The sequence below is a fragment of the Thermosynechococcus sp. PKX95 genome, from assembly GCF_031583295.1.
Classification (GTDB): domain Bacteria; phylum Cyanobacteriota; class Cyanobacteriia; order Thermosynechococcales; family Thermosynechococcaceae; genus Thermosynechococcus.
This window is the reverse complement of record NZ_CP134171.1, coordinates 496375-518164: the sequence shown is the minus strand read 5'-3', so window position 1 is coordinate 518164 and position 21790 is coordinate 496375. Positions and strand designations below refer to the sequence as shown.

At 53.6% G+C, this 21790-nt stretch carries 16 protein-coding genes and 1 CRISPR repeat array; of the genes, 5 read left to right on the top strand and 11 right to left on the bottom strand.

All coding sequences use genetic code 11. From position 1 onward, the window contains the following. On the top strand, nt 1-1350 hold the full coding sequence (gene dnaB / locus RHH81_RS02350; protein ID WP_206200908.1) for a replicative DNA helicase: 1350 nt from the start codon (nt 1-3) through the stop codon (nt 1348-1350). A 102-nt stretch (nt 1351-1452) separates the two neighbouring features. After that, entirely contained in the window at nt 1453-2211 is a 759-nt protein-coding gene (locus tag RHH81_RS02345) for a ChaB family protein (RefSeq protein ID WP_302677228.1), read from the top strand. Between the two features lie 67 nt (nt 2212-2278). Here RHH81_RS02345 and RHH81_RS02340 read toward each other — a convergent pair whose 3' ends face one another. From RHH81_RS02340 to RHH81_RS02330, 3 genes are all read right to left on the bottom strand, one after another. Further along, entirely contained in the window at nt 2279-4156 is a 1878-nt protein-coding gene (locus RHH81_RS02340; protein WP_310743319.1) for a hypothetical protein, read from the bottom strand. Nucleotides 4157-4217: 61 nt separating this feature from the next. After that, entirely contained in the window at nt 4218-5825 is a 1608-nt protein-coding gene (gene guaA / locus RHH81_RS02335) for a glutamine-hydrolyzing GMP synthase (protein WP_304941102.1), read from the bottom strand. Beyond that, nucleotides 5822-6034, bottom strand: coding sequence for a hypothetical protein (locus RHH81_RS02330; RefSeq protein ID WP_302678745.1), 213 nt, complete (start codon nt 6032-6034; stop codon nt 5822-5824). The genes guaA and RHH81_RS02330 overlap by 4 nt, the downstream gene beginning before the upstream one ends. Between RHH81_RS02330 and RHH81_RS02325 the strand changes: the two genes are divergently transcribed. Next, nucleotides 6033-7112 carry an Mrp/NBP35 family ATP-binding protein gene (locus tag RHH81_RS02325; protein WP_149820305.1) on the top strand — a complete coding sequence of 360 codons (1080 nt, stop codon included), beginning with the start codon at nt 6033-6035 and terminating at the stop codon, nt 7110-7112. The genes RHH81_RS02330 and RHH81_RS02325 overlap by 2 nt on opposite strands. After that, nucleotides 7109-7585 (top strand): signal peptidase II, encoded by a 477-nt coding sequence (lspA, locus tag RHH81_RS02320; protein WP_310743318.1) that lies wholly within the window; start codon nt 7109-7111, stop codon nt 7583-7585. The genes RHH81_RS02325 and lspA overlap by 4 nt, the downstream gene beginning before the upstream one ends. Here the strand turns inward: lspA and RHH81_RS02315 are convergent. Together RHH81_RS02315 and RHH81_RS02310 are read right to left on the bottom strand one after the other, a co-directional pair. After that, nucleotides 7582-8337, bottom strand: coding sequence for a metallophosphoesterase family protein (locus RHH81_RS02315; RefSeq protein ID WP_310743317.1), 756 nt, complete (start codon nt 8335-8337; stop codon nt 7582-7584). The two genes, lspA and RHH81_RS02315, sit on opposite strands and share 4 nt — an antisense overlap. Nucleotides 8338-8348: 11 nt before the next feature. Then, on the bottom strand, nt 8349-10016 hold the full coding sequence (locus RHH81_RS02310; RefSeq protein WP_302678743.1) for a DUF3370 domain-containing protein: 1668 nt from the start codon (nt 10014-10016) through the stop codon (nt 8349-8351). Nucleotides 10017-10498: 482 nt separating this feature from the next. Between RHH81_RS02310 and RHH81_RS02305 the strand changes: the two genes are divergently transcribed. Next, the gene (locus RHH81_RS02305; protein WP_206200901.1) at nt 10499-11227 is read left to right on the top strand and encodes a response regulator transcription factor; all 729 of its coding nucleotides are present in this window, start codon (nt 10499-10501) and stop codon (nt 11225-11227) included. Here the strand turns inward: RHH81_RS02305 and RHH81_RS02300 are convergent. The 6 genes from RHH81_RS02300 to RHH81_RS02275 all read right to left on the bottom strand — a co-directional run bounded on the left by RHH81_RS02300 (nt 11224) and on the right by RHH81_RS02275 (nt 21604). Beyond that, nucleotides 11224-13065 (bottom strand): NYN domain-containing protein, encoded by a 1842-nt coding sequence (locus tag RHH81_RS02300; RefSeq protein WP_310743316.1) that lies wholly within the window; start codon nt 13063-13065, stop codon nt 11224-11226. The genes RHH81_RS02305 and RHH81_RS02300 overlap by 4 nt on opposite strands. Before the next feature lie 59 nt (nt 13066-13124). Next, on the bottom strand, nt 13125-14138 hold the full coding sequence (gene rlmN, locus RHH81_RS02295) for a 23S rRNA (adenine(2503)-C(2))-methyltransferase RlmN (RefSeq protein WP_206201582.1): 1014 nt from the start codon (nt 14136-14138) through the stop codon (nt 13125-13127). Nucleotides 14139-14603: 465 nt separating this feature from the next. Beyond that, nucleotides 14604-18279: a CRISPR direct-repeat array (repeat unit 36 nt; unit sequence GTGCCTCTACCTCTGATGCCGTAAGGCGTTGAGCAC). A gap of 32 nt (nt 18280-18311) precedes the next feature. Further along, on the bottom strand, nt 18312-19451 hold the full coding sequence (locus RHH81_RS02290; RefSeq protein WP_310743315.1) for a glycosyltransferase: 1140 nt from the start codon (nt 19449-19451) through the stop codon (nt 18312-18314). Between the two features lie 13 nt (nt 19452-19464). After that, nucleotides 19465-19680, bottom strand: coding sequence for a regulatory protein SipA (sipA, locus tag RHH81_RS02285; protein WP_302677217.1), 216 nt, complete (start codon nt 19678-19680; stop codon nt 19465-19467). 92 nt (nt 19681-19772) lie between these two features. Continuing rightward, nucleotides 19773-20147, bottom strand: a complete 375-nt coding sequence (locus RHH81_RS02280; RefSeq protein ID WP_302678739.1) for a cytochrome c — start codon at nt 20145-20147, stop codon at nt 19773-19775. A gap of 125 nt (nt 20148-20272) precedes the next feature. Further along, complete coding sequence (locus RHH81_RS02275) at nt 20273-21604, bottom strand: four-carbon acid sugar kinase family protein (RefSeq protein WP_310743314.1); 1332 nt, start codon at nt 21602-21604, stop codon at nt 20273-20275. Nucleotides 21605-21790: the final 186 nt, after the last annotated feature.

Here is a 21790-nt window from a genome sequence, read left to right as displayed (position 1 = left end):
ATGGTTCAGGAGCCAAGTTTTCAGCCCGATAGCCAACTGATTCCCCCCCAGAACCTCGAAGCGGAAGAGTGGATCTTGGGGGGTATTCTCTTAGACCCGGAAGCCATCAACCGCGTGGTGGATATTTTGCCGGTTGAGGCCTTTTACCTCAGTGCCCACCGCGAGATCTATCGGGCAGCGGTTTCGCTCCACAGTCGCGGCAGCCCCACGGATCTGCTGTGCGTTACCGCTTGGCTACAGGATCAGGGGCTATTGGAACGAGTTGGGGGGCACACCAAGCTGGCGGAACTGGTCGAGCGCACAGTGAGCGCGATCAATATCGATCGCTACGCCCTCTTGGTCAAGGAAAAATACCTGCGCCGTAAGCTTATTGAAGCCGGTACCCATGTGGTGAAGCTGGGTTACGATAGCAGCCTCTCATTGAATGTGATCTTGGATCAGGCCGAGCAGCAGATCTTTAGTGTGACGCAGGATCGGATTCAGCAGGGATTGACCCGCACCGATGAAATTCTTACCCGCACGTTTACGGAATTGGAGCAGCGGGCGATCGGTCATATTCAGCCGGGTCTATCCTGCAATTTCTATGATCTGGACAACATGACCCAAGGCTTCCAGCGATCGGACTTGATTATCATTGCCGGTCGTCCTTCAATGGGCAAGACGGCGATCGCCCTACAGATTGCCCGTCGCATTGCCGAAATTCATAATCTGGGGGTGGCGATCTACAGCCTTGAGATGTCCAAGGAGCAACTGGTGCAACGTCTCCTTGCCAGCGAAGCCCGCATTGACAGCAACTATTTGCGCGCAGGGCGCATTAGCCAACACCAGTGGGAACCCCTAAGTCGGGCGATCGGTATTCTCTCGCAACTGCCCATCTACATTGACGACACTCCCAATCCCACCCTTGGGGAGATTCGCTCCACTGCCCGTCGTCTCCATGCCGAGCATCCCAATGGCCTCGGCCTCATTTTGATTGACTATCTGCAACTAATGGGTGGCGAAGAAACTACCGAAGGTCGGGTGCAGGAACTCTCCAAAATTACCCGCTCCCTCAAGGGACTGGCGCGGGAACTCAATGTCCCTGTCATTGCCCTCTCCCAACTCAGCCGCAGTGTTGAATCACGGCAAAATAAACGCCCCCTGATGTCTGATTTGCGCGAATCCGGCTCCATTGAACAGGATGCCGACTTAGTGATTCTGCTGTACCGCGATGAATATTACAACCCTGACACCCCCGATCGCGGCATTTGTGAACTCCTGATTGCCAAGCACCGCAATGGCCCAGTGGGCACCGTCAAGCTCCTCTTTGACCCCCAATACACTCGCTTTGAAAACCTTGCCCGCGATTAGTCGAGTGGGGAGAGCGTTCTGTTTCCTCACCTTGGAGGTTCGGTGTCAACGATAATTGCTCGTATCTATACTGGGGTCATGTCCTGATGAGGAAACCCATCAATGCGTACGACTTTTGCTCAACCAGCAACAAAATGTGTCTCGGCCACCTTCAAGGAAGAGGCCAAAGTCAAAGAGGCGATCGAACGACTCTTGAATCGCGGTGTGCTCAAGGAAAATATCTCAATCATTGGCCGCAATTTTCAGTCTGAAGCCCGCATTAGTGGATTTATTACTAAGAAAGATATTATTTTGGATGGCGTCACCACGGGTGCCCTCTATGGCTCGGTGTTTGGTTCACTGCTGAGTTTGCTGACCGGAGTCGGCGTTCTGTTTATTCCTTTTATTGGCGTTGTGGCTGCTGCTGGCCCTCTGGCGGCTGCCCTTTTGGGGGCGACCAGTGGTGCGCTCTATGGTGCTTTGGGCGCCGGCCTAGGATCCGCACTGATTTCCTTGGGGATGCCGCAGGACAAAGCTGCCATTTATCAAACGCGGGTACAGGCAGGTGAATTTTTGCTGGTCGTTGAAGTCCCTGAGGACAAAGCCGGCGAGATTTTTCTCCTATTGCAATCCGCTGGCGGTCAAGAGGCAGCCATTACGGAGATGCAAATTCCGCGTCAGCCTGAGGGGCAGTTGTCTGGGCCAGAGGATATTTCCCCAGAGGTACGCGCAGATCTCTCGGAGGCCGCTCAGTCTAAATTTGTCGAAGCCTACAACGAGGCGCTGAAGGAGTCCAACGATGAAAAAAATGCCCTCATTAAGGCGTGGGAGCACATCAAACGCCTCTTCCAACGGGATGATAAAGGCATCTACGGCAGTTAGGCGTTAGCCCCTTCTTCCCCTTCATTGCGCTTGAGGGGGGACTAACAACTATTGAGTTTGCATGACTTTAGTTCTCCTGTGGCCGCGATCCGCCAAACAGCCAATGGAGGTTGACCCCCACCCCCGGCGACCCCTGACCGACAAGACCTGCATTGGGAATACTGCTGCCGACTGCCGTTGATCCATAGAGATCAATGCCTAGTCCCCACTGGGGCACGACGTAACGCAAGCCGGCACTATAGACCCCCGTTTGCCCAAAGACCGGCGTGGCTTCGGCAATGAATTGGAGGTTGCGGACTACCTCAACATTGAGGCCGACCCCCACACCACCGACGATTTTTTGGCTGGGACTAAAGATGCCCAACTTGGGATTCAACAGGAGTGCCACATTCTTGGTTGGCTCATACATAAAGGCCAGTTCCAAGCCGCCTAGGGAACGACTGCCACCTCCCCCCTGCTTAATGCCACGATTAAATGAGCCTTGAAAGGCCAAAGAAAAGGGATCCCCTTGAGCCTGATCGAGGAAACGCAACTTCGCTGCTAGCCCCAACTGCAAGTTACCGCTGTAGTTGATGTTTTCGATGAGGGTTTCGCCGCGTTCCCACTGTTCAATGGCAATGGCAAATTGGGCATCGTAGGCAAGACCAAAGCCCACCTGAAAACCGGTTCCTGTGGTGCCGCTATTGCCCCGCAGGTGCAGCATCCCCGGATCAAGGATGCTGGGGGAGGTAAGGGTGAGGCCATTGAGTAAAAGCTGGCGATCGCGATCCGTGAGGGGTTGCCGAGGCCCACTGCGAAAACTGGGCAAAAAGGGTGGCGCAAAATCAGGCCCCATATTGGGGGTATAGCTTAATCCCGCCATGACACCCACTTGATCCGCACCGGGCAAAAAAGCCAAGGTACGACTTGCAGGTGTAATGCCAAAGGCGTTGGTGGCTGCCAAATCAATACTCACTGAAGGGTTCACTAGAAAGCGCACACCGGCACTCCACACGGGCAGGTTGACGATCGCGCCATCGCTACTGCGCACGGCATTGCCCCCCGGACCGACGGGCATATTGACATCGGCAAAAAGATTAAAGCGAGGATGGGGCTGCCAACTGATGCCTGTGCCAAAGTTGAAGTTCGTGCCGTAAAATTCCCCTCCCTTGTTCACTGTGTCGGGAAAATAGGTGAGGTTGGGCGTAAAGTGCCACTGCAACTGGGGATTAAAGGAATAGGTCATTGGCGCTTGCAAGGAGGCGGCAACCGTCCACGTTCCGGCTCGTGCGGCACCCGGCACAAAGAGGAAATTGTCCGATCGCACCCGTACTGCCTCTAGGGAGCCAGCCACAGCCACCGATAGATTCTCGCCGCGATGCACTTGATATTTGAGACCAGCAGCGATCGCCCCAAACTGAAGGTCGGGCTGTAGCCCCTTCACCAAGCGTCCCAAGGGATCGTCGTAGTAATTGCCACTAAAGCTCACTTGCAAGCGATGATTGATCGCATAGTCAATGGAGCCATAGAAAATTTGCAGACCGCCGCCGCCCCCAGCCACTTGGGGATCATAGTTGCGAATTCCCCCCCGTAGTTCAAGGGTTTGCTCCGGCAGGATATTGGCGGTCTCCAAGTTAAAGAGACGAGTGGGCGGACGCATTAAGGGGGGAATGCGATACTGGGGTTCCTCGGCAATGACGGGTGTCGGTGCCTGCTCAGCTACAGGGGGCAAAATGGGTTGCGCCAGTTCTTCTGGCGTCGCTGGCTGCCACGGGCGATCGCCCCTAGGTTCGGGAACGGCTTGCCATTGGGGCAGTGCTTCCACCGTTGGTGCCACTTCAAAGGTGGGGTGAGTTATTGGCCGAGCCTCAATTTGCCATTGGGGCGGGCTAGATTGCGCCGTTGCCGCGAGGGGCAGCCATACACCTGCACTAAAGCCAAGGGCCAGCGTCCATTTGCCATTCATGCCACATCACTCACACCACCATCTCTCCCAGTTAAACCGATCGCTCCCCTTTCTGGCAAATTTATTCCCACTCAATGGTTCCCGGTGGCTTGGAGGTAATGTCATAGACCACCCGATTCACCCCCGGCACCTCGTTGACAATGCGGTTGGAAATGCGCTCGAGGAGATCGTAGGGCACCCGTGCCCAATCAGCGGTCATTCCATCTTCACTGGTGACAAACCGCAGCACCACTGGATAGGCATAGGTTCGCTGATCGCCCATTACCCCCACAGTGCGAATCGGCAGCAGCACCGCAAAGGCTTGCCAAAAGTCGTGGTACATCTCGGCGCGGTTAATTTCCTGCCGCACAATCAGATCCGCATCCCGCAGAATCTCTAGGCGTTCCGGGGTCACTTCCCCCAGAATCCGAATCGCTAAACCGGGACCGGGAAAAGGATGCCGCCGCACAATTTCTTCGGGCAGACCCAGCGATCGCCCCACTTGGCGCACTTCATCCTTGAAGAGCTTGCGCAGGGGTTCCACCAGCTTAAAGCGCAGGTTTTCCGGCAGACCGCCCACATTGTGGTGGCTCTTGATTTTCACCGCTACGCGCTCGCCGGTTTGCGGGTCAATGTTGGTATTTGCCGATTCAATGACATCGGGATACAGCGTGCCCTGAGCAAGGTAGTCAAAAGGCCCTAGCCGCTGCGACTCTTCTTCAAAAACGCGGATAAATTCATGGCCAATGCGTTTGCGCTTTTCTTCGGGGTCTGTGACGCCCACCAGTTGGGCAAGGAAGCGATCGCGGGCATTGACGTACTCCACCTTGATGTGAAACTGCTCTTGAAAGAGCTTGAGGAGTCGCTCCGGTTCGCCTTTGCGCATGAACCCTTGGTCAATGAACATACAGGTGAGTTGATCGCCAATGGCGCGGTGGAGCAAAAAGGCCAGTGTCGAGGAATCCACCCCCCCCGATAGGGCAAGGAGTACCCGTTTGTTCCCCACTTTGGCGCGCACTTCACGGATCGCTTCTTCGACAAAGGCAGCCGTTGTCCAAGTGGGTTCACAATCGCAGATGTGATAGACAAAGTTGCGGATCAGGGCAATACCGCCCACGGAGTGCACCACCTCTGGGTGGAACTGAACGCCATAGAGTTTCCGCTCTGGATGGGCGATCGCCGCCATTGGCGTATTGTGGGTATGCGCCAAGACGCGAAAACCGGGGGGCAACTCGGTGACGCTATCACCATGACTCATCCACATAATTGTTTCTTGCTCAACATTCGTGAGCAGATCCGTGGGGTCGTCAATAAAGAGCGCTGCCTTGCCATACTCGCCAGCGGTGGCTCGCTCCACAGTTCCCCCCAACTGTTGCACCATCAGTTGCATGCCATAGCACACGCCAAGGATGGGAATGCCGAGGTTCCAAATTTCTGGATCACATTGGGGAGCATTCTCGTCATAGACGGAGTTGGGGCCACCGGAGAGAATGATGCCCTTGGGGGCTAATTGGGCAAGTTGCTCAGCAGTGGTGCGGTAGGAAATGACCTCGGAATAGACTTGGGTCTCACGAATGCGGCGGGCAATAAGTTCGGAGTATTGCGACCCAAAATCAAGAATGACAATAAGTTGGCGTTGCAGGCCTTGGCCGGCGGCTGTGGCGGGTTGGTGGAGGGTGGAGTGAGTCAACGTTGCAATCCTTCTGATCCCAAATGGCTAATACTTTCCAGAATACCGCCCTTTTCTGAAATATAGTGTAGGCAAATGGGGGTGTGATCCTGTCTGAGAGCGGTCTTGGCTTGCATCGTTGGCTGTATCGCTGCTGTGGCTGGCGGAGGAATCTGCCCAACGATGGTACGATCGCTATCTAAGTAGCGAATGTAACGAATCACCTGCATGAGTGCCCCCCTTACTGTTGAGTCTGTGTTGGCCGTTCTCCGTCCTGTGGAAGATCCCGAGTTACGGCGATCGCTAGTGGAACTCAACATGATCCGCGATGTTGCCATTGAGGATGGCACGGTTCGCTTTACACTGGTACTGACAACCCCGGCTTGTCCCCTACGGGAATTTATTGTCGAGGATTGCAAGAAGGCCGTCTTTACTCTGCCGGGGGTGATGGATGTGCAAGTGGCGGTTACCGCTGAAACGCCGCAGCAAAAGAGCCTGCCCGATCGCACCGATGTAGCAGGAGTCAAGAACATTATTGCCGTCTCCAGTGGGAAAGGGGGGGTCGGCAAAAGTACCGTTGCGGTGAATTTAGCCCTTGCCCTTGCCCAAGCGGGGGCTGCCGTTGGCATTATTGATGCGGATATCTATGGGCCGAATGTTCCCACGATGCTGGGGCTAGAGGATGCCATTGTCGAAGTGCGCAAGGAAGCCAGAGGCGATGTCCTGTTACCTCCGGTAGCTCATGGTTTGAAAGTGGTGTCGATGGCCTTCCTGATTGATCGTGATCAGCCGGTCATTTGGCGCGGTCCCATGCTCAATGGCATTATTCGCCAATTTCTCTACCAAAGCGATTGGGGCGCATTGGACTATCTGATTGTGGATTTGCCCCCCGGCACTGGGGATGCCCAACTCACACTGGCGCAAGCGGTACCAATGGCAGGTGTAGTGATTGTAACAACGCCCCAACCTGTTGCCCTTGGGGATGCACGGCGGGGATTGCGGATGTTTCAGCAGTTGGGAGTCACAGTCCTTGGGCTAGTGGAAAATATGAGCTACTTTATTCCCCCCGATTTGCCCAATCGTCGCTATGACATTTTTGGCAGTGGGGGCGGCGAAGCCTTGGCGGCGGAAATGGGTGTACCCCTTTTAGGACAGGTGCCTTTGGAATTGCCCGTGCGGGAAGGGGGAGATTTGGGTCAACCGATTCTCATTGCGGATCCGCAGTCTGCTTCGGCTCAAGCCCTACGGGCGATCGCCCAACAGGTGGCGGCACGGGTCTCAGTGGCCGCCCTTAGTCCTGTGGGATGAGCAGTAAGCGGCTCAAGATCAAGAATCCCCTTTTTTGGTGGGCGGCTGGCCTCGCCTTAATTAGCGATCGCCTGACGAAAGCATGGATTGTGGCCACCTATGCCCTAACAGTGCCGCCGCAAACAACGCCCATTATCCCCGGTGTCTTTCACATTACCTACGTTACAAATACTGGGGCGGCTTTTAGCCTCTTTGCCAATGGCAGTGTCTGGTTGCGCTGGCTGTCTCTCATCGTGAGCTTGGGTCTGATCACTTGGGCGGTGCTCGGTCCGAGATTAAATCGCTGGCAGCAAGTGGGCTATGGCTGTTTACTGGGTGGCGCCTTAGGCAATGGCATTGATCGCTTTCTCACGGGCGAAGTCGTTGACTTCTTGGATTTTCGCTGGATTCAATTTCCCGTCTTTAACGTGGCGGATATTGCCATTAATATCGGCATTGCGTGTCTTTTGTGGTCGGCATGGCGCCAGCGCTAGCTCGTGCTCCAAGAGAAATCTGCCAAATCCACAAGGAATGTTTCCAGTTCCCCTTGGCGGGTACCGCCGTAGAGGACATTCACTTGATAGACCCATTGATTCGTCCAATCCAGCGCCGTCAACCAACCACTGCGGCGATGATAAGCACCGGTTTCAATGTCTATCCAGCCAGCACCCCGCACGATTTGTCCTGCTTCGACATTGGGAAACGTAAAGGTAATCGTGTGGCCGACCACAATTGTTTTATCCACAAAGTAGGGGATGGGGTGGCTTAAAAACGACTCGCGGATCCAGCAGCACTCTTTACTGGTTTGCTGTGCTAAGGGCAGGCTGGGATCAAGACCAGCATGGACAATCAACACATTGCCCAAATCCTGATAAAGGGGCAACCTGTGCAGCCAGTCGAGGTGCTGCCAAAGCAACTCTGTGGAGGTGTAGCTGGCAAGGGTCTCATCGCCACCACTATTGCACCAGACAAAGAGCCGCGCGGCATTGATTTGTTTGCCCTCGAAGGTGAGGAGCATCATGTCTTCGTGGTTGCCGCGCACAGCACCATAGCCACACTGGCGCACTAATTCCACGACAGCGGCACTACTCGGCCCGCGATCCACAAGGTCGCCAAGAAAGTACAGGCGATCGCCCACCCGAGGTGAGATGAGATCCAGTAAACGGCACAGGCCTTCATAGTGACCGTGGACATCCCCAATGAGAACAAGGCGATTGTCCTTTGGCCACGCGGCGCGATCGCCCACTCTCGTCACTCCTAGGGTGTCGTCACGGGTGTGAGGGACAAAGAATTGGGAGCGGCCGGCACTTGAGTCGTGTTCTCATAGCTAGGACCAAGCAATGTCGCTACTGTCAGCACTTGGGGTGGGGTGGCATCGGGTGGGTAGAGTAGATCCACAGTAACATCCCGTTTTTCACCTGGACGCATATTTAATGTCACTAATGGTTCTCCCCGCTGACCCCGCCGCTGTACCAAATGGACATAGCGCTCTTGCCTCTGTCCTAAATCATCTGTAAAGCGAACACGCACCGTTCCCCGGAAAAACACTTGGGGAGCCGGGGGTTCCAAAAATTGGAGGACGACACTGCGGTGATCTTGTTTGAGAGGGGTTTGCAGCGTTAGCACCACCGACTGGAACTGACGGGTATTGTTGACCAAGGGCAAGGTCAAACTATAGTGAACACCATAATTGCCATGGGCGTAGTAGGCGGTGTCTGGATAGCGTACCAACATGGGGGCACTTTGAATTTGACCCGTGCCAAGGGTGCCGCGGTGCAGCGTACTAATGCCATAGGAGATGGCTCGCCCCGGTGCCGGAATCGTTAAAGCCTGTCCATGGGTTTGGCCATCGGTGAGGGTGGCTTGCCAGCGAGAGCCTTGACTGACACCGGCCACACGGCCATAAAAGAAGCGCCCAAACTGACCACTATTGGGGGGCGTGGGTGGAATGTCGCGGGGGGTAACCAGTTGACCGCGATGGAGCATTGCCCACCATTCCTCTAGGGTGGGTGCCCGTTCGGTGCCCTGCTCGTTCATGCGGGCAAACATTGACATTTGCGCTAAGTAAATCGGGCCACTACTTTCTAAATACATCAGGGTGGAACGGCCATTGGAGGAGGAGACCTCACCAAAGGGATTTGTATCCGGGATTAGGGGTAACTTGGGGCCGACGCTGCCATCGGCATTGAGCATAAACTCTGCCCGAACCCGATTGAGTACCGCATTGGGAAATTGAGTGGGCAACGGCAGCGGCAAATTCGCCAGCATCCGCGCTTCGCGAGGGGGAATGGTTATCTGTGAGGGAAAGAACGTCTGCCGTACCCCCCGCAGCACTTGGTTGGTGACGCGACTCCCAGGCCCTGAAAAAACAAAGCCCGTGGGGTTATCGAGCATGGCGGGCAAATTGCGGAAGGGAGCATCTGGCGTACTTAAAAAACTAGCGGCTTGATGAAATCTCACCGTGACATAGCGATCCGTTGGGTTATAGGCAAGCAGCCCCAAATAGAGGGTTGGCGTACTCACCGCCCGATTGGATTGGGTAATGTGGTGGGCAAAGACATCAAAGCGCCCCTCTAAGGGATAGTTGAGGTGAGCCGCCGGTTGCCATTTCCCGTGGGGTGGAAAGGTGGAGAGGAGAATCCCCTCAGAGCGCACCATCTCTGGACTATTGCTGTTAAACACGGGGACATCGTCCAACTTGCCGGGTAAAGGACGAATGTCTTGGGGGAAGTAGGCAAAATTGGTGGGTGTGACGTAGGCCGTTGCCGCAGGTGGCGAGGGGACTTCAGGGGGTCTTAGATTGGCGGGTACAGTATTGGCTTGGACAACAACATTCGAGCGAAGCGAATATCCCTGTACCAGAGTGGATGCATGTTGGGGTGGAGTTGCTAGAGCGGCTTGTGCCACAAGAATGGGAGCAAGCATATTCGATCCAAACCACAGCATTACATGAGTGAGCAGTTCGCAAAAGTCAGGACAGGATCATCGTTTCTGCCCAAAAGTTGCATTCCCAAAGTATAGCCTAGGTTTGTAGAAAATCCGCTCAAGACCGCATAGAGCTCGCGGCATGAACGTAATTCCGGTTTAGCTTGCTGCGCGTAATGCCAGCCTAGAACTGGGTTTCAGACTGCGCCAAGTGCTGATTAGAAAGTGGTCTAGGCCAATTCTCGATTGTTCAGTGTCCTATAGATTGGCCACGCTCAGCACTGGACAAGTTGATGCAGGATAGCCTCTGATCTGCTGGAGGTATCCCTTATTTTAGAGTAAGTTCTGTATCCCTAGATTGGTGTCAAATATTCAGAAAATCTAAAGAAACTCAACAAAGTCTTAAGGTTTTTGCTGCCATGTTTATAATTCTCTCAGAAGCGGTAGTTGGCCGCCCGTGAGGATTGAGTACTGTCAATTTTATGAAGCCCCGCATCTTAATCATTGATGATGACCCTGCGATCGCTGACGTTTTGGCAATTAACCTGCAAATGGCGGGCTACGAGGTCACAAAGTCCTTAGATGGGATGCAAGGGCAAGCCCTCGCCGTGCAACTCTCTCCCGATCTGATTCTCCTTGACCTGATGTTGCCCCAAGTGGATGGCTTTACAATTTGCCAACGCCTGCGCCGCGATCCCCGTACTCAAGATATTCCGATTTTGATGTTGACGGCCCTCAGCCAAACCCATAATAAAGTGGAAGGATTTAATGCCGGTGCCGATGACTATCTCACCAAGCCCTTTGAATTGGAGGAAATGCTGGCCCGGGTACGCGCCCTCTTGCGCCGCGCCGATCGCATTCCCGCCACGGCAGGCCATCGCGAAATCCTCAGCTATGGGCCATTGACACTAGTGCCTGAACGATTTGAGGTCTCTTGGTTTGGCAAAATTATTAAGCTGACGCGCCTTGAATTTGAACTCCTGCACTGCCTGCTGCAACGCCATGGCCAAACGGTCTCCCCCAGTGAAATTCTCAAGGAAGTCTGGGGCTATGACCCCGATGATGATATTGAAACTATTCGCGTCCACGTCCGCCACCTGCGGACAAAACTAGAGCCGGATCCGCGGAATCCGCGCTATATCAAAACCGTCTATGGGGCTGGCTACTGTCTGGAACTGCCCAGTCAGATTGAGCCACCATCTGCATCCTAGGTTGGGTTGTTCGCAGTCGGTAGTTGTAGAGGCTTGAGGGGAACCGCTTGGGCAAAGACCTGCTCATTGATGGTTTCACCAATCTTGCTGAGGCGTTCTGCCACGGCTTGGCGAAAGCGAATTTGTAGCTCGATCGCCAAACTAGAAAAGTCCGTGATGGCAGGGTTGAGGGTGAGGGTGTTCCCTGTTCGTGTTAGAACGCCCGCTTTGACATAGTTGGCGATCGCCCGCTTAATCCCCTGCTGACCAATGCGCTGCTGCCGCCGACGAGCTTGCTCAAGAATAATATTTATCATTCTCTCAAAAGGGGCATTGCGGGGACGATGGGCAATTAACCACTGTCCCACCTGAGTCAGTAAAAAATCGGCCGCCACTTCATCGGCAAAAATACCACGATAGATCGAGACGGTGTGAATGGTTTGGGGACTGGAGGTGCGCAGGGTGTAGCGCTCAGGTAGGTTATTGCGCCAGCAGAGAATCGTTCTACCCAATTGACCATTCACCGCAACGCCAATTTGTAACTGATGGTGTGTGGTTAAGTAGGCCACTAATTCAGAGGGCTTGCAAAAGCCAAATCGCAGCGGATCCAATTGGGGGGCAACGGATCTCATTTCTAAAAATACGGTATTAAAGACCATACCCCTAGCCAATTCTCGCCGTCTTGTTGCATCAGTGGTGTAGTAGGAGAATAGCTCCAAAAGTTTTTCAGTTTCCCGTTGTTGAATCGCCGATGGCGGAATTTGTTCATAGTTCAACGGCTCAATGGGAAGACGCCGAGGTGAGAATGGCGCGGTGCGATTTTCTTGATTGGGTTGACGCGGGGGAGGCGTGCCGTTTCTGCCATTGGTGGCGGGGTCGGACTGAATGAAGGGATTCTCAAGGAAAATAAATCGGTGGCACACCCGCTGAAAACTATCACTGGCGGCATTACGGTAGGCACAGCCAATCACGGTTTTACCGTAATCCCGTAGGCGTAGGGCAATGGAGCCAAAGCCACCATCGCCGGAGATGAGCACAAAAGTATTGATGTCGGGATGCTGGTAGGCTAGATCAATGGCATCAAGGGCAAGTTGAATGTCCGCTGCATTACGCTGATTGTGATTGCGACCATAGACGCCAACCCGCTCGATTTGCGATCGCTCCAGTTGGGCGTTGAGGGCTTGGAGAATTTGATTTTGCCAGTTCCCATAGGCACGCTGGATGGCGATTTCCCCCAGATCAATAGTGCTTTTAATTGCCTCCAGAACGTTGTCTAGGGAAACAAGCTCATTCACTTTGGCGGGGTCTAGTCGCTGCCCTTGGTTAAAGACTAAGTTCTCAATGTCGTAGAGGACAGCGGTTTTTAGGGTGGTTGCTGGGGGTTGGGGTCTTTGCAGGAGTGTCTGAATGGTTTGCAGAGCCGCACTCTGGGCATGAATGGCTTCAATGAGCGGTTCAAGTTGCTGCGCCGTCGCCGTGTTAACAGCAGCGTCCCCTTGATTGTCCTTGAGGGTTTCCAGCCTCTGCATGATCTCGTTGTGAATTGGGTGCAGGGCTTCAGGAAGTGCTTGGTGCAGGTGCTGTTCAAGGTCAGTGAGTTGTCGGCGTTGTTGTGCCAGTTCTTGCAGCAGAAGTGCCTTGAGTTCGGTGCTCTCTGGGGAGGAGGAGAGGACGGTGTGAATGTCTCGAATGAGGCGATCGCTACGGCGTTGGTTCTTTTCAATGAGGGGTGCACCTGCAAGGGCACCGATGCCACTCCCTAAAAGGGTTGCTAAGGGTTGTTGGGGTTGAATCAGTGTGGCAATACCACCGAGGGCGATCGCGCTAACAGGAGCAATCAACCAAAGCTCTGGCTTCATTCAAAAGGGAAATGTGATAGGAATAACATGAATTAGAGAATCATGATAGCAAAAAATCTTTAGGCACTGAGTTGGGCTTGGCGCAGTTGGCCACAGGCGGCTTGCCGATCCAGACCCCGCGATCGCCGAATGCTGGCGGTTACCCCCAAGGCGTGCAGTTGAGCCAAAAATTGTCGCAATTGCTGATCACTGGGACGCTGATAGGCTGCTTCTGCAATGGGATTGTAGGGAATCAGATTGACATGGCTCTGAAAGCCCCGCAATAGCTGCGCTAGCTCCTCAGCATGCTGGGGGCGATCGTTGACCCCCGCCAGAACGGTATATTCAAAGGTGACGCGGCGCCCCGTTTGCTGCACATAGGCACGACAATCGGCAATTAGCTGTCTGAGGGGATAGTGCTTGGCGCTGGGAATGAGCTGCTCTCGCAGGCCTTGGTTGGGGGCATGGAGGCTGACGGCAAGGGTGATTTGCAACTGATATTGTGCCAGTCGCTGAATTTGTTGGGGAATACCAACCGTTGAGAGGGTAATGTGCCGCTGACCAATGCCAATATCGCGATTCAAGCAGGTGACCGCTGGGATAACAGCCGCTAAGTTTAAGAGTGGCTCTCCCATACCCATAAACACCACATGGCTGACGCGCCGCCTCATTTCACTCTGGATCGTTAGCACCTGATCGACGATTTCATGGCAAGCCAGATTGCGGCGATAGCCCCCTTTGCCCGTGGCACAAAAATCACAGGCCATGGGGCAACCCACTTGGGAAGACACACACACCGTCAGGCGATCGCCACTGGGAATGCCCACCGTTTCAATGGTTTCGCCATCAGCTAAGGTCAACAGAAGCTTCACAGTGCCATCTTGGGCATCATGGCGATAGCGAATCTCTGAGCGGCCAATCTCTACTCCTGCGAGGGTATCACGCCACCGTTTGGGAAAAACTGTAATCTCTTGGAGCGATCGCGCCCCCTTTTGATAGAGCCACTGATGGAGTTGTTGTGCCCGATAGCTAGGCTGCCCTTGGGCTTCGACCCATGCTTTCAACTCTACTGCGGACTGTCCCAGCAGCGCCATAGTGTTCAACCGCTTCACTTCCCCTTGATCCTAACAAACTGCCAACCTGCTCTTTTCTGGAATAGGGGCACAAGAAAGAACGCTGAGGCGCTGGGACAATTGCTTTGCAGTTTTGCTAAGAGCAGTTAATCTTTCTCTTGCTGACGGGTCAGCAGCACTAAAATTTGCGAGACCCCAGAGAATGCCAGCTGAGTTTTGTCCAAGATTGTGGCGCATGCAAGCACCTCTGGATTCAAATATTCTCTGATACGGCTGATATTCAAAGATAGCCCCTTGACTTGGTTTGAGAGTTTTTGTTAGATTTAGAGGTGCTTGAAAATCTCTGAACCTATTCCCCAGAGCGGGATTGACAACTGAATACTGGCCGAGGCTAAAAATTTTACAGTCACAAAAAAACCAAGTGCCAGAGGTGCTTGAAAAGTGACTGTGCTAAGCTAGTCCTAGAGGCATTTCTAGGGCGCCGCTGTGCCTCTACCTCTGATGCCGTAAGGCGTTGAGCACTTTGGCGCGAAAAAAAGTTTTTTCTAGTGTGTGGTCGTGCCTCTACCTCTGATGCCGTAAGGCGTTGAGCACTTCTCTGCCGTTCCTTGGCCGTTCCTTGGCCGTTGTGCGTGCCTCTACCTCTGATGCCGTAAGGCGTTGAGCACAAATACCTAAACAATAGCTTGGACGTGCGCATTTGGTGCCTCTACCTCTGATGCCGTAAGGCGTTGAGCACTTGAGAACCGAGACGTCGGCGCAATAGTAGGGGTGCCTCTACCTCTGATGCCGTAAGGCGTTGAGCACTATGTCGATCGTAAAACAGGTAATGTATACGATCCCGTGCCTCTACCTCTGATGCCGTAAGGCGTTGAGCACTTTGACAGAGAATGGAATCCGCCTTCCAGTCAGGTGCCTCTACCTCTGATGCCGTAAGGCGTTGAGCACGTTTTAATTGGGGAGAAGCGTTTATTAACACTTTACCCGTGCCTCTACCTCTGATGCCGTAAGGCGTTGAGCACAGCCCACAAAAAAAGCCATTGTAAAGAAAATAAAGGTGCCTCTACCTCTGATGCCGTAAGGCGTTGAGCACCTGTACGCCCCACGTGATTTGAGGGAAAACTTAATTGGTGCCTCTACCTCTGATGCCGTAAGGCGTTGAGCACTCGTTTAACCTCCAACACTTTTAACTCTGATTCTAGTGCCTCTACCTCTGATGCCGTAAGGCGTTGAGCACACAAGACTTTCACTGAACTCTTTGCCGCCCTTTTTCGTGCCTCTACCTCTGATGCCGTAAGGCGTTGAGCACGAAACAAGTATTTTTTGACTAACATAAATCTCCCTCGTGCCTCTACCTCTGATGCCGTAAGGCGTTGAGCACGGTAACCAAATTCTAGCCTAAGCTTTTTCTCGGCGTGCCTCTACCTCTGATGCCGTAAGGCGTTGAGCACTATGAAAACGACCTAAAAAAGGCTCTCCTGTCAAGTGCCTCTACCTCTGATGCCGTAAGGCGTTGAGCACCAAGCCGTGGCAGTGCATAAGCGCTACCTAAAACTGTGCCTCTACCTCTGATGCCGTAAGGCGTTGAGCACCCCAAGAGGGGCGAGAGGGTTGCCCAAGAGGGGCGGTGCCTCTACCTCTGATGCCGTAAGGCGTTGAGCACCAGTAGATTCAGTAACTTCAGCAGATTTAGCGGGTGCCTCTACCTCTGATGCCGTAAGGCGTTGAGCACGCGGGGAAAGGGGACGCTCGACTGCTGCCCTCGACGTGCCTCTACCTCTGATGCCGTAAGGCGTTGAGCACACAGCGTTGTGAAGTGTTGCGTCAAACCGCGTTGTGCCTCTACCTCTGATGCCGTAAGGCGTTGAGCACTTCTCATCTAAAGAGGCTTCGTCTTTATCAGAACTGTGCCTCTACCTCTGATGCCGTAAGGCGTTGAGCACAATAACCGCATTGAATCTATTCAAACAGGGGTAGATGTGCCTCTACCTCTGATGCCGTAAGGCGTTGAGCACTTTCAGGATGCAAATTTTCTTTCAAAGGCAATAAATGTGCCTCTACCTCTGATGCCGTAAGGCGTTGAGCACGAGTAGTTCGAGTAACTGATTTAAGAGTTACTCGCGAGTGCCTCTACCTCTGATGCCGTAAGGCGTTGAGCACTTGAACACCTAGTAATCGTAAACGACGCAGAACAGGTGCCTCTACCTCTGATGCCGTAAGGCGTTGAGCACTACTAAGAACAAGCTCAAATCGGGAACCTCACACGTGCCTCTACCTCTGATGCCGTAAGGCGTTGAGCACAGGACAGGGATGGCTAGGGCGAACAGGAGGACAAGGAGTGCCTCTACCTCTGATGCCGTAAGGCGTTGAGCACATATAAAAGAAAAAAGATATTTTAACGCAATGAGAAAGTGCCTCTACCTCTGATGCCGTAAGGCGTTGAGCACGTCTGTTCCAAAAAAAGTCTGCCATTTCAGAATTGTGCCTCTACCTCTGATGCCGTAAGGCGTTGAGCACTCCTTGGAAGGTCGTCCCACGTCGTCCTTGTCCTTGGTGCCTCTACCTCTGATGCCGTAAGGCGTTGAGCACGTCAAGGCGGTCGTTGGCTTAAAGTAGGGTAGTGCCTCTACCTCTGATGCCGTAAGGCGTTGAGCACCGTTGGGTAGACGCACAGTCAAATTTTGGCGAAGAGTGCCTCTACCTCTGATGCCGTAAGGCGTTGAGCACCTCTAATCGCGTATCCAGTCTAGAGAGGATTTCTAGTGCCTCTACCTCTGATGCCGTAAGGCGTTGAGCACATTATGGTTGAGATTAAATCAATCTGGTAAACGAAGTGCCTCTACCTCTGATGCCGTAAGGCGTTGAGCACTCTGAAGTATAATGATTGGTTCCATAAGGATACACGTGTGCCTCTACCTCTGATGCCGTAAGGCGTTGAGCACCTTATATTGAGCATATGCGGCAATTGGCCAAAGGTGGTGCCTCTACCTCTGATGCCGTAAGGCGTTGAGCACGATAAAGAATACCTCTAGAGAAATAATTATTCATGTGCCTCTACCTCTGATGCCGTAAGGCGTTGAGCACAATAACCGCATTGAATCTATTCAAACAGGGGTAGATGTGCCTCTACCTCTGATGCCGTAAGGCGTTGAGCACGATAAAGAATACCTCTAGAGAAATAATTATTCATGTGCCTCTACCTCTGATGCCGTAAGGCGTTGAGCACAAGAGGATGCAAAAGACACGGAGCGTTTTATGGAGCGTGCCTCTACCTCTGATGCCGTAAGGCGTTGAGCACTAAATGTTCTGCACATTTATACAATTGACCGAGAGTGCCTCTACCTCTGATGCCGTAAGGCGTTGAGCACGCAAAGATTTGGGGCATATACTATGGGGATTTCTGTGCCTCTACCTCTGATGCCGTAAGGCGTTGAGCACGTGTCTGCAACTCTGACCCATGTTGCGTTAGCCGGCGTGCCTCTACCTCTGATGCCGTAAGGCGTTGAGCACCACCAGGGCGTTGTACTTCTTGGAATATTTATCGTGCCTCTACCTCTGATGCCGTAAGGCGTTGAGCACAAACACAAAATGTTTTAATTAGTAATTTGGGTATTTTCCCGTGCCTCTACCTCTGATGCCGTAAGGCGTTGAGCACTTTTACAGCAAGAAGGGTTGCGCGCTGTTTTACCTGTGCCTCTACCTCTGATGCCGTAAGGCGTTGAGCACTAGTAGTGCACGAACTACTGCATATTCTTCTTTCTCGTGCCTCTACCTCTGATGCCGTAAGGCGTTGAGCACTCCCCTAGCCTTCAGCGGCCTTCCCTAGGCCTTCTCTGTGCCTCTACCTCTGATGCCGTAAGGCGTTGAGCACATTCTTACACAATCCCTGCAGAATTCTATCATCTGTGCCTCTACCTCTGATGCCGTAAGGCGTTGAGCACCTTAGGGGGCAGTCGTCCTCAAGGGACAGGGGCATGTGCCTCTACCTCTGATGCCGTAAGGCGTTGAGCACGACGGCCTTGCTTGGACGGCCTTGCTTGGACGGCCTTCGTGCCTCTACCTCTGATGCCGTAAGGCGTTGAGCACTGACAGGGGTAAAAGCAGGACGAGCAGAGGCGGAACGAGTGCCTCTACCTCTGATGCCGTAAGGCGTTGAGCACTGGATTCGCTCGGCAGCAGGGGCGGGAACTCGCATCACCCTTGATTTGCCGATGCCGTCAACAGTTGTTGCAGGTACATCTGCGCAGGGGAATAGTCAGGGTTAAATTCAAGGGTCTTTTGAAAATAGGCGATGGCGCGATCGCGCTCCTGAAGGGTCATGTAGGTAAAACCTAGACTATAGGCAGGTTGGGTGGTCATCCACTGGCGATCGAAGGGTTCAGCGCGATCGTAGGTTCCCTGCTCAAAGAGTTCTAAACAGCGGTGAAAGTAGGGCAAGGCTCCGCGATGCAAGCCCAATTCAAAGATGAGTAACCCCGCCACATAGAGTAGGGGCGGATAGCGATCAAAGAAGCGTAGGCCATAGCTGAGGTAATACTGAGCCGTTTCGTAGTCCTTGGCCTCAAAGGCACGGTAGCTCACCCAAAAAAGAAGATGGCGCAGCCAAGTCGTCTCCTGAGGCAGAATTCCCTGTGCCACGGCAGGGGCAATTTGCTCAAGGGCTTGTTCATACCAAGCTTGGGCGCGATCGCCATCGCCACAGGCGGCATAGTGATCTCCAAGACACACCAAGTTTTGCAGTCGGCGATCGCCCTGCTGCACCATTTTTTCGAGGATGGGAATATTGCGATCGCGAAGCTTTGCCAGAAACTGATCTGGCGTCTGTTGGTTGTGGTGAATGAGATAGACCCCCTGCAACTGACCCACCACCGCTGGGCGTTCGCGGTAATAGAGTTGCTCATGGAGTGCCCCGGCAAAGTGAAGATCAGGAAAACGGCGGCCAAAGCGGACATTCCAAAACTCACTCCAGTTGCGATCGCTCGCCTGTTCACGGCGCAGCAGACTCCACTGATTGATGGCATCCCCACTTGCAGCGCTCAACTGGTCTCGCCATTGGGGATCTGTAACCACCAATTCTTCATCGGCATCAATGTAAAAGACCCACTCCCCGCTTGCATGGGCTAGGGAGGCATTGCGGGCGGCAGCAAAATCTGCTTGCCAGACAACGGCGTGGACATGGGGGGTAAACTCGCGGGCAATGGCGATCGTCCCATCGGTGGAACCCGTGTCCACAACAATGATTTCATCCACCCAAGGCTGCACCGACTGCAAGCAGCGCCGTAATTGATGGGCTTCGTTTTTGACAATCATGCACAGGGACAGCAGCGGAGCCATAGCAGCGAAGGCACTACAGCCGTTTGAGATACTTGGCTTCCAGCAAAAAGGCACCCCGCGCTAGGCGCACGACCCAATAGTTCCCCGGTTGCTGGCCGAGGATCACCCCCTCTTCACCGAGGGTGAGGATACTGGCGGGACGCAACATTGGCATTGGCTCCGCTGTTTTCACATAGGGGGGCAGTTCCACAAGGCGAACGCGATCGCCCACCGCAAAGGCTTCTTCCATTCCCACCAAAGAATGCTCGAAATGCGTAATTCTGGTAGCACAATTTTCAATTTAATATACTGGTTTCGCCTGTGAGATTTTTGTCAAAAGTTTTAGAGTGTCTTCAAGTAGCTTAATAGGTCGGCCATGTCTTGGGGTTGGGCTTGAAACTTGGGCATGGGAGGGGTATCGCCGCTAATAATTTGCTGGATGAGCTTTGCTTGCGATCGGCGGTGGCTAATCTGCACAAGGCTAGGACCCACTTCGCCCTTGCCATCAATGCCATGACAAGCCGCACAGTTGAGAATAAAAATTTGCTCGCCGCGACTCGGATCGCCCACCGCTGCTCGTACCGATTGAATGTAGGGATCCCGCAGGGGCAATAGCAGAGAAACCCCCCAACCGCCACCCACCACCAGCACGACCAAGACAGGCAGCAGCCAGCGCCATACCGTTGATCGAACCCCAACCGTGTTGACTAAACTCATTCACTTATCGGGAAAGATTAAAAATTGTTTATTATTGTTACAACTGCATTCTAAACCCTGAGCTCAGCGAGATTCAAGCCACTAAGTAAAAATTCCTAGACAAAAGCAAGGGCTTGAGCTATCCACTAAGGACTGTGAAAGCGACGATACACCATGCGCAATGCCTCGCGATCGCCGACATTGCCGGGGAACAGCACCACTGGTAATGCGGGAAAACGGGGATGATCAGCACCCGTGCGCACCACGGAGCAGCCCGGAATCACTTGCCCCAAGAGGCGAACCGTGGCTAAGTTTAAGCCCTTACTCAGCACATCGTTGGAGGTGATGCCCCCCTTGCTGATCAGGTAGCGCAAATCGGCGGGCAACTGCTGGACGATCGCCATCAGCACTTCCGAGACTCGCTGCCCAAAGGCTAACCGTGTCACTGCATCCGCGAAGGTGAGTTCCTCACGACTGGTAAAGATGACGGGGGTTTTCTCACTGGCGATCGCCTGATCCACTGCCGCCAAGACTTCGTTGATAATGTCAGGTTCAGCCGCCCCACTGTCGCGCAATCGAGCCACGGGCACTTCAATGGGAAACACATCGGGTTCCTCCAGCAAAGCGGTCAGTTGTTCAGTGGTTTTGCGCACGTGGGAACCCACCAAAATCGCACCATAGCGGCCAGGGCGGCAATAGGTGGCCATTGCCTCTGGGGGGGTGGGCTGGGGCGGCAGCTGCGCTAAGGCCGTGAGCAAACTGGCAGCACTGCGGAACAAAAAGCGTTTTCCTTGGCTGGCAAGCTCAAGCACTGCTGCTGCAAACTGGTCTAAATCCTCTTGGCTCTCGGCATCCACCACCCCGCAGACATTGCCTTGTAACTGACTCAAGCGGCTGCGCAGGGTCTCTGGATTGCGCACATCGGCAAGGACAAAACGCTCTACGGCTGCGGCGGGGATGCGCCCTTGGGTCTTTTCGGCCACATAGTCGGGTAAGTAGCTGTGGTGATAGCCAAAGACGGAATCGCGGGCAAACTCCGTTTCATGAACGGGCACCGGCTGACCTGCAACAAGCAGATAGTGCTGGCTATCACGGGTAATGCGCCCCCCCTCTAAAAAGGCAGGCACCAGAAAATGGGCATCAAAGGGTCCCAGTTCAGCGGCAATCACATCGGTTTCAAGGGGGTAGTGGCCGCGGAGGGTGGAGTCGGAACGGCTGACAACCATGTAATCGGTGGTACCAGTTTGGGCGATCGCCGCCTTCAAATGACAGCAAACGGTGCGCGTGACCTCCGCTGCGATTTCTGGTGGCAAAGCACGGGTATTGGTGAGGATAAAGAAAATGGGCACAGGATCGGTGAGGCCACGACAGAGGGTATCCACATCCCAGCGGGTCAACAGCAGGCAACTGTGAACTGTCTGCGAACCGGTGGGGTCATCATCTAGAACAATCATTTTTGGGCGCGTCACCGAGGGCATCTCCGACACTCTTTCGTTTGCAGTTTATCATTGGGGCGATCGCGACAGTTCTTTTCTAAAACATGGGGTACCTAGGGTGATAAGAATTCTTGAGAACTCTTGAAAAATCCGATCTGGTTGCTCCCTATGAATGCTGAATATGTTGTCAATGGATTATTGGGTGCCTGTTTAGGGGATGCCCTTGGT

Bases quoted from the DNA above. Each gene is read 5' to 3' on its own strand.
- dnaB (WP_206200908.1), top strand. From the start codon at position 1: ATGGTTCAGGAGCCAAGTTTTCAGCCCGATAGCCAACTGATTCCCCCC.
- RHH81_RS02345 (WP_302677228.1), top strand. From the start codon at position 1,453: ATGCGTACGACTTTTGCTCAACCAGCAACAAAATGTGTCTCGGCCACC.
- RHH81_RS02340 (WP_310743319.1), bottom strand. From the start codon at position 4,156: ATGAATGGCAAATGGACGCTGGCCCTTGGCTTTAGTGCAGGTGTATGG.
- RHH81_RS02325 (WP_149820305.1), top strand. From the start codon at position 6,033: ATGAGTGCCCCCCTTACTGTTGAGTCTGTGTTGGCCGTTCTCCGTCCT.
- RHH81_RS02330 (WP_302678745.1), bottom strand. From the start codon at position 6,034: ATGCAGGTGATTCGTTACATTCGCTACTTAGATAGCGATCGTACCATC.
- lspA (WP_310743318.1), top strand. From the start codon at position 7,109: ATGAGCAGTAAGCGGCTCAAGATCAAGAATCCCCTTTTTTGGTGGGCG.
- RHH81_RS02310 (WP_302678743.1), bottom strand. From the start codon at position 10,016: ATGCTTGCTCCCATTCTTGTGGCACAAGCCGCTCTAGCAACTCCACCC.
- RHH81_RS02305 (WP_206200901.1), top strand. From the start codon at position 10,499: ATGAAGCCCCGCATCTTAATCATTGATGATGACCCTGCGATCGCTGAC.
- RHH81_RS02300 (WP_310743316.1), bottom strand. From the start codon at position 13,065: ATGAAGCCAGAGCTTTGGTTGATTGCTCCTGTTAGCGCGATCGCCCTC.
- rlmN (WP_206201582.1), bottom strand. From the start codon at position 14,138: ATGGCGCTGCTGGGACAGTCCGCAGTAGAGTTGAAAGCATGGGTCGAA.
- RHH81_RS02290 (WP_310743315.1), bottom strand. From the start codon at position 19,451: ATGGCTCCGCTGCTGTCCCTGTGCATGATTGTCAAAAACGAAGCCCAT.
- sipA (WP_302677217.1), bottom strand. From the start codon at position 19,680: ATGGAAGAAGCCTTTGCGGTGGGCGATCGCGTTCGCCTTGTGGAACTG.
- RHH81_RS02280 (WP_302678739.1), bottom strand. From the start codon at position 20,147: ATGAGTTTAGTCAACACGGTTGGGGTTCGATCAACGGTATGGCGCTGG.
- RHH81_RS02275 (WP_310743314.1), bottom strand. From the start codon at position 21,604: ATGCCCTCGGTGACGCGCCCAAAAATGATTGTTCTAGATGATGACCCC.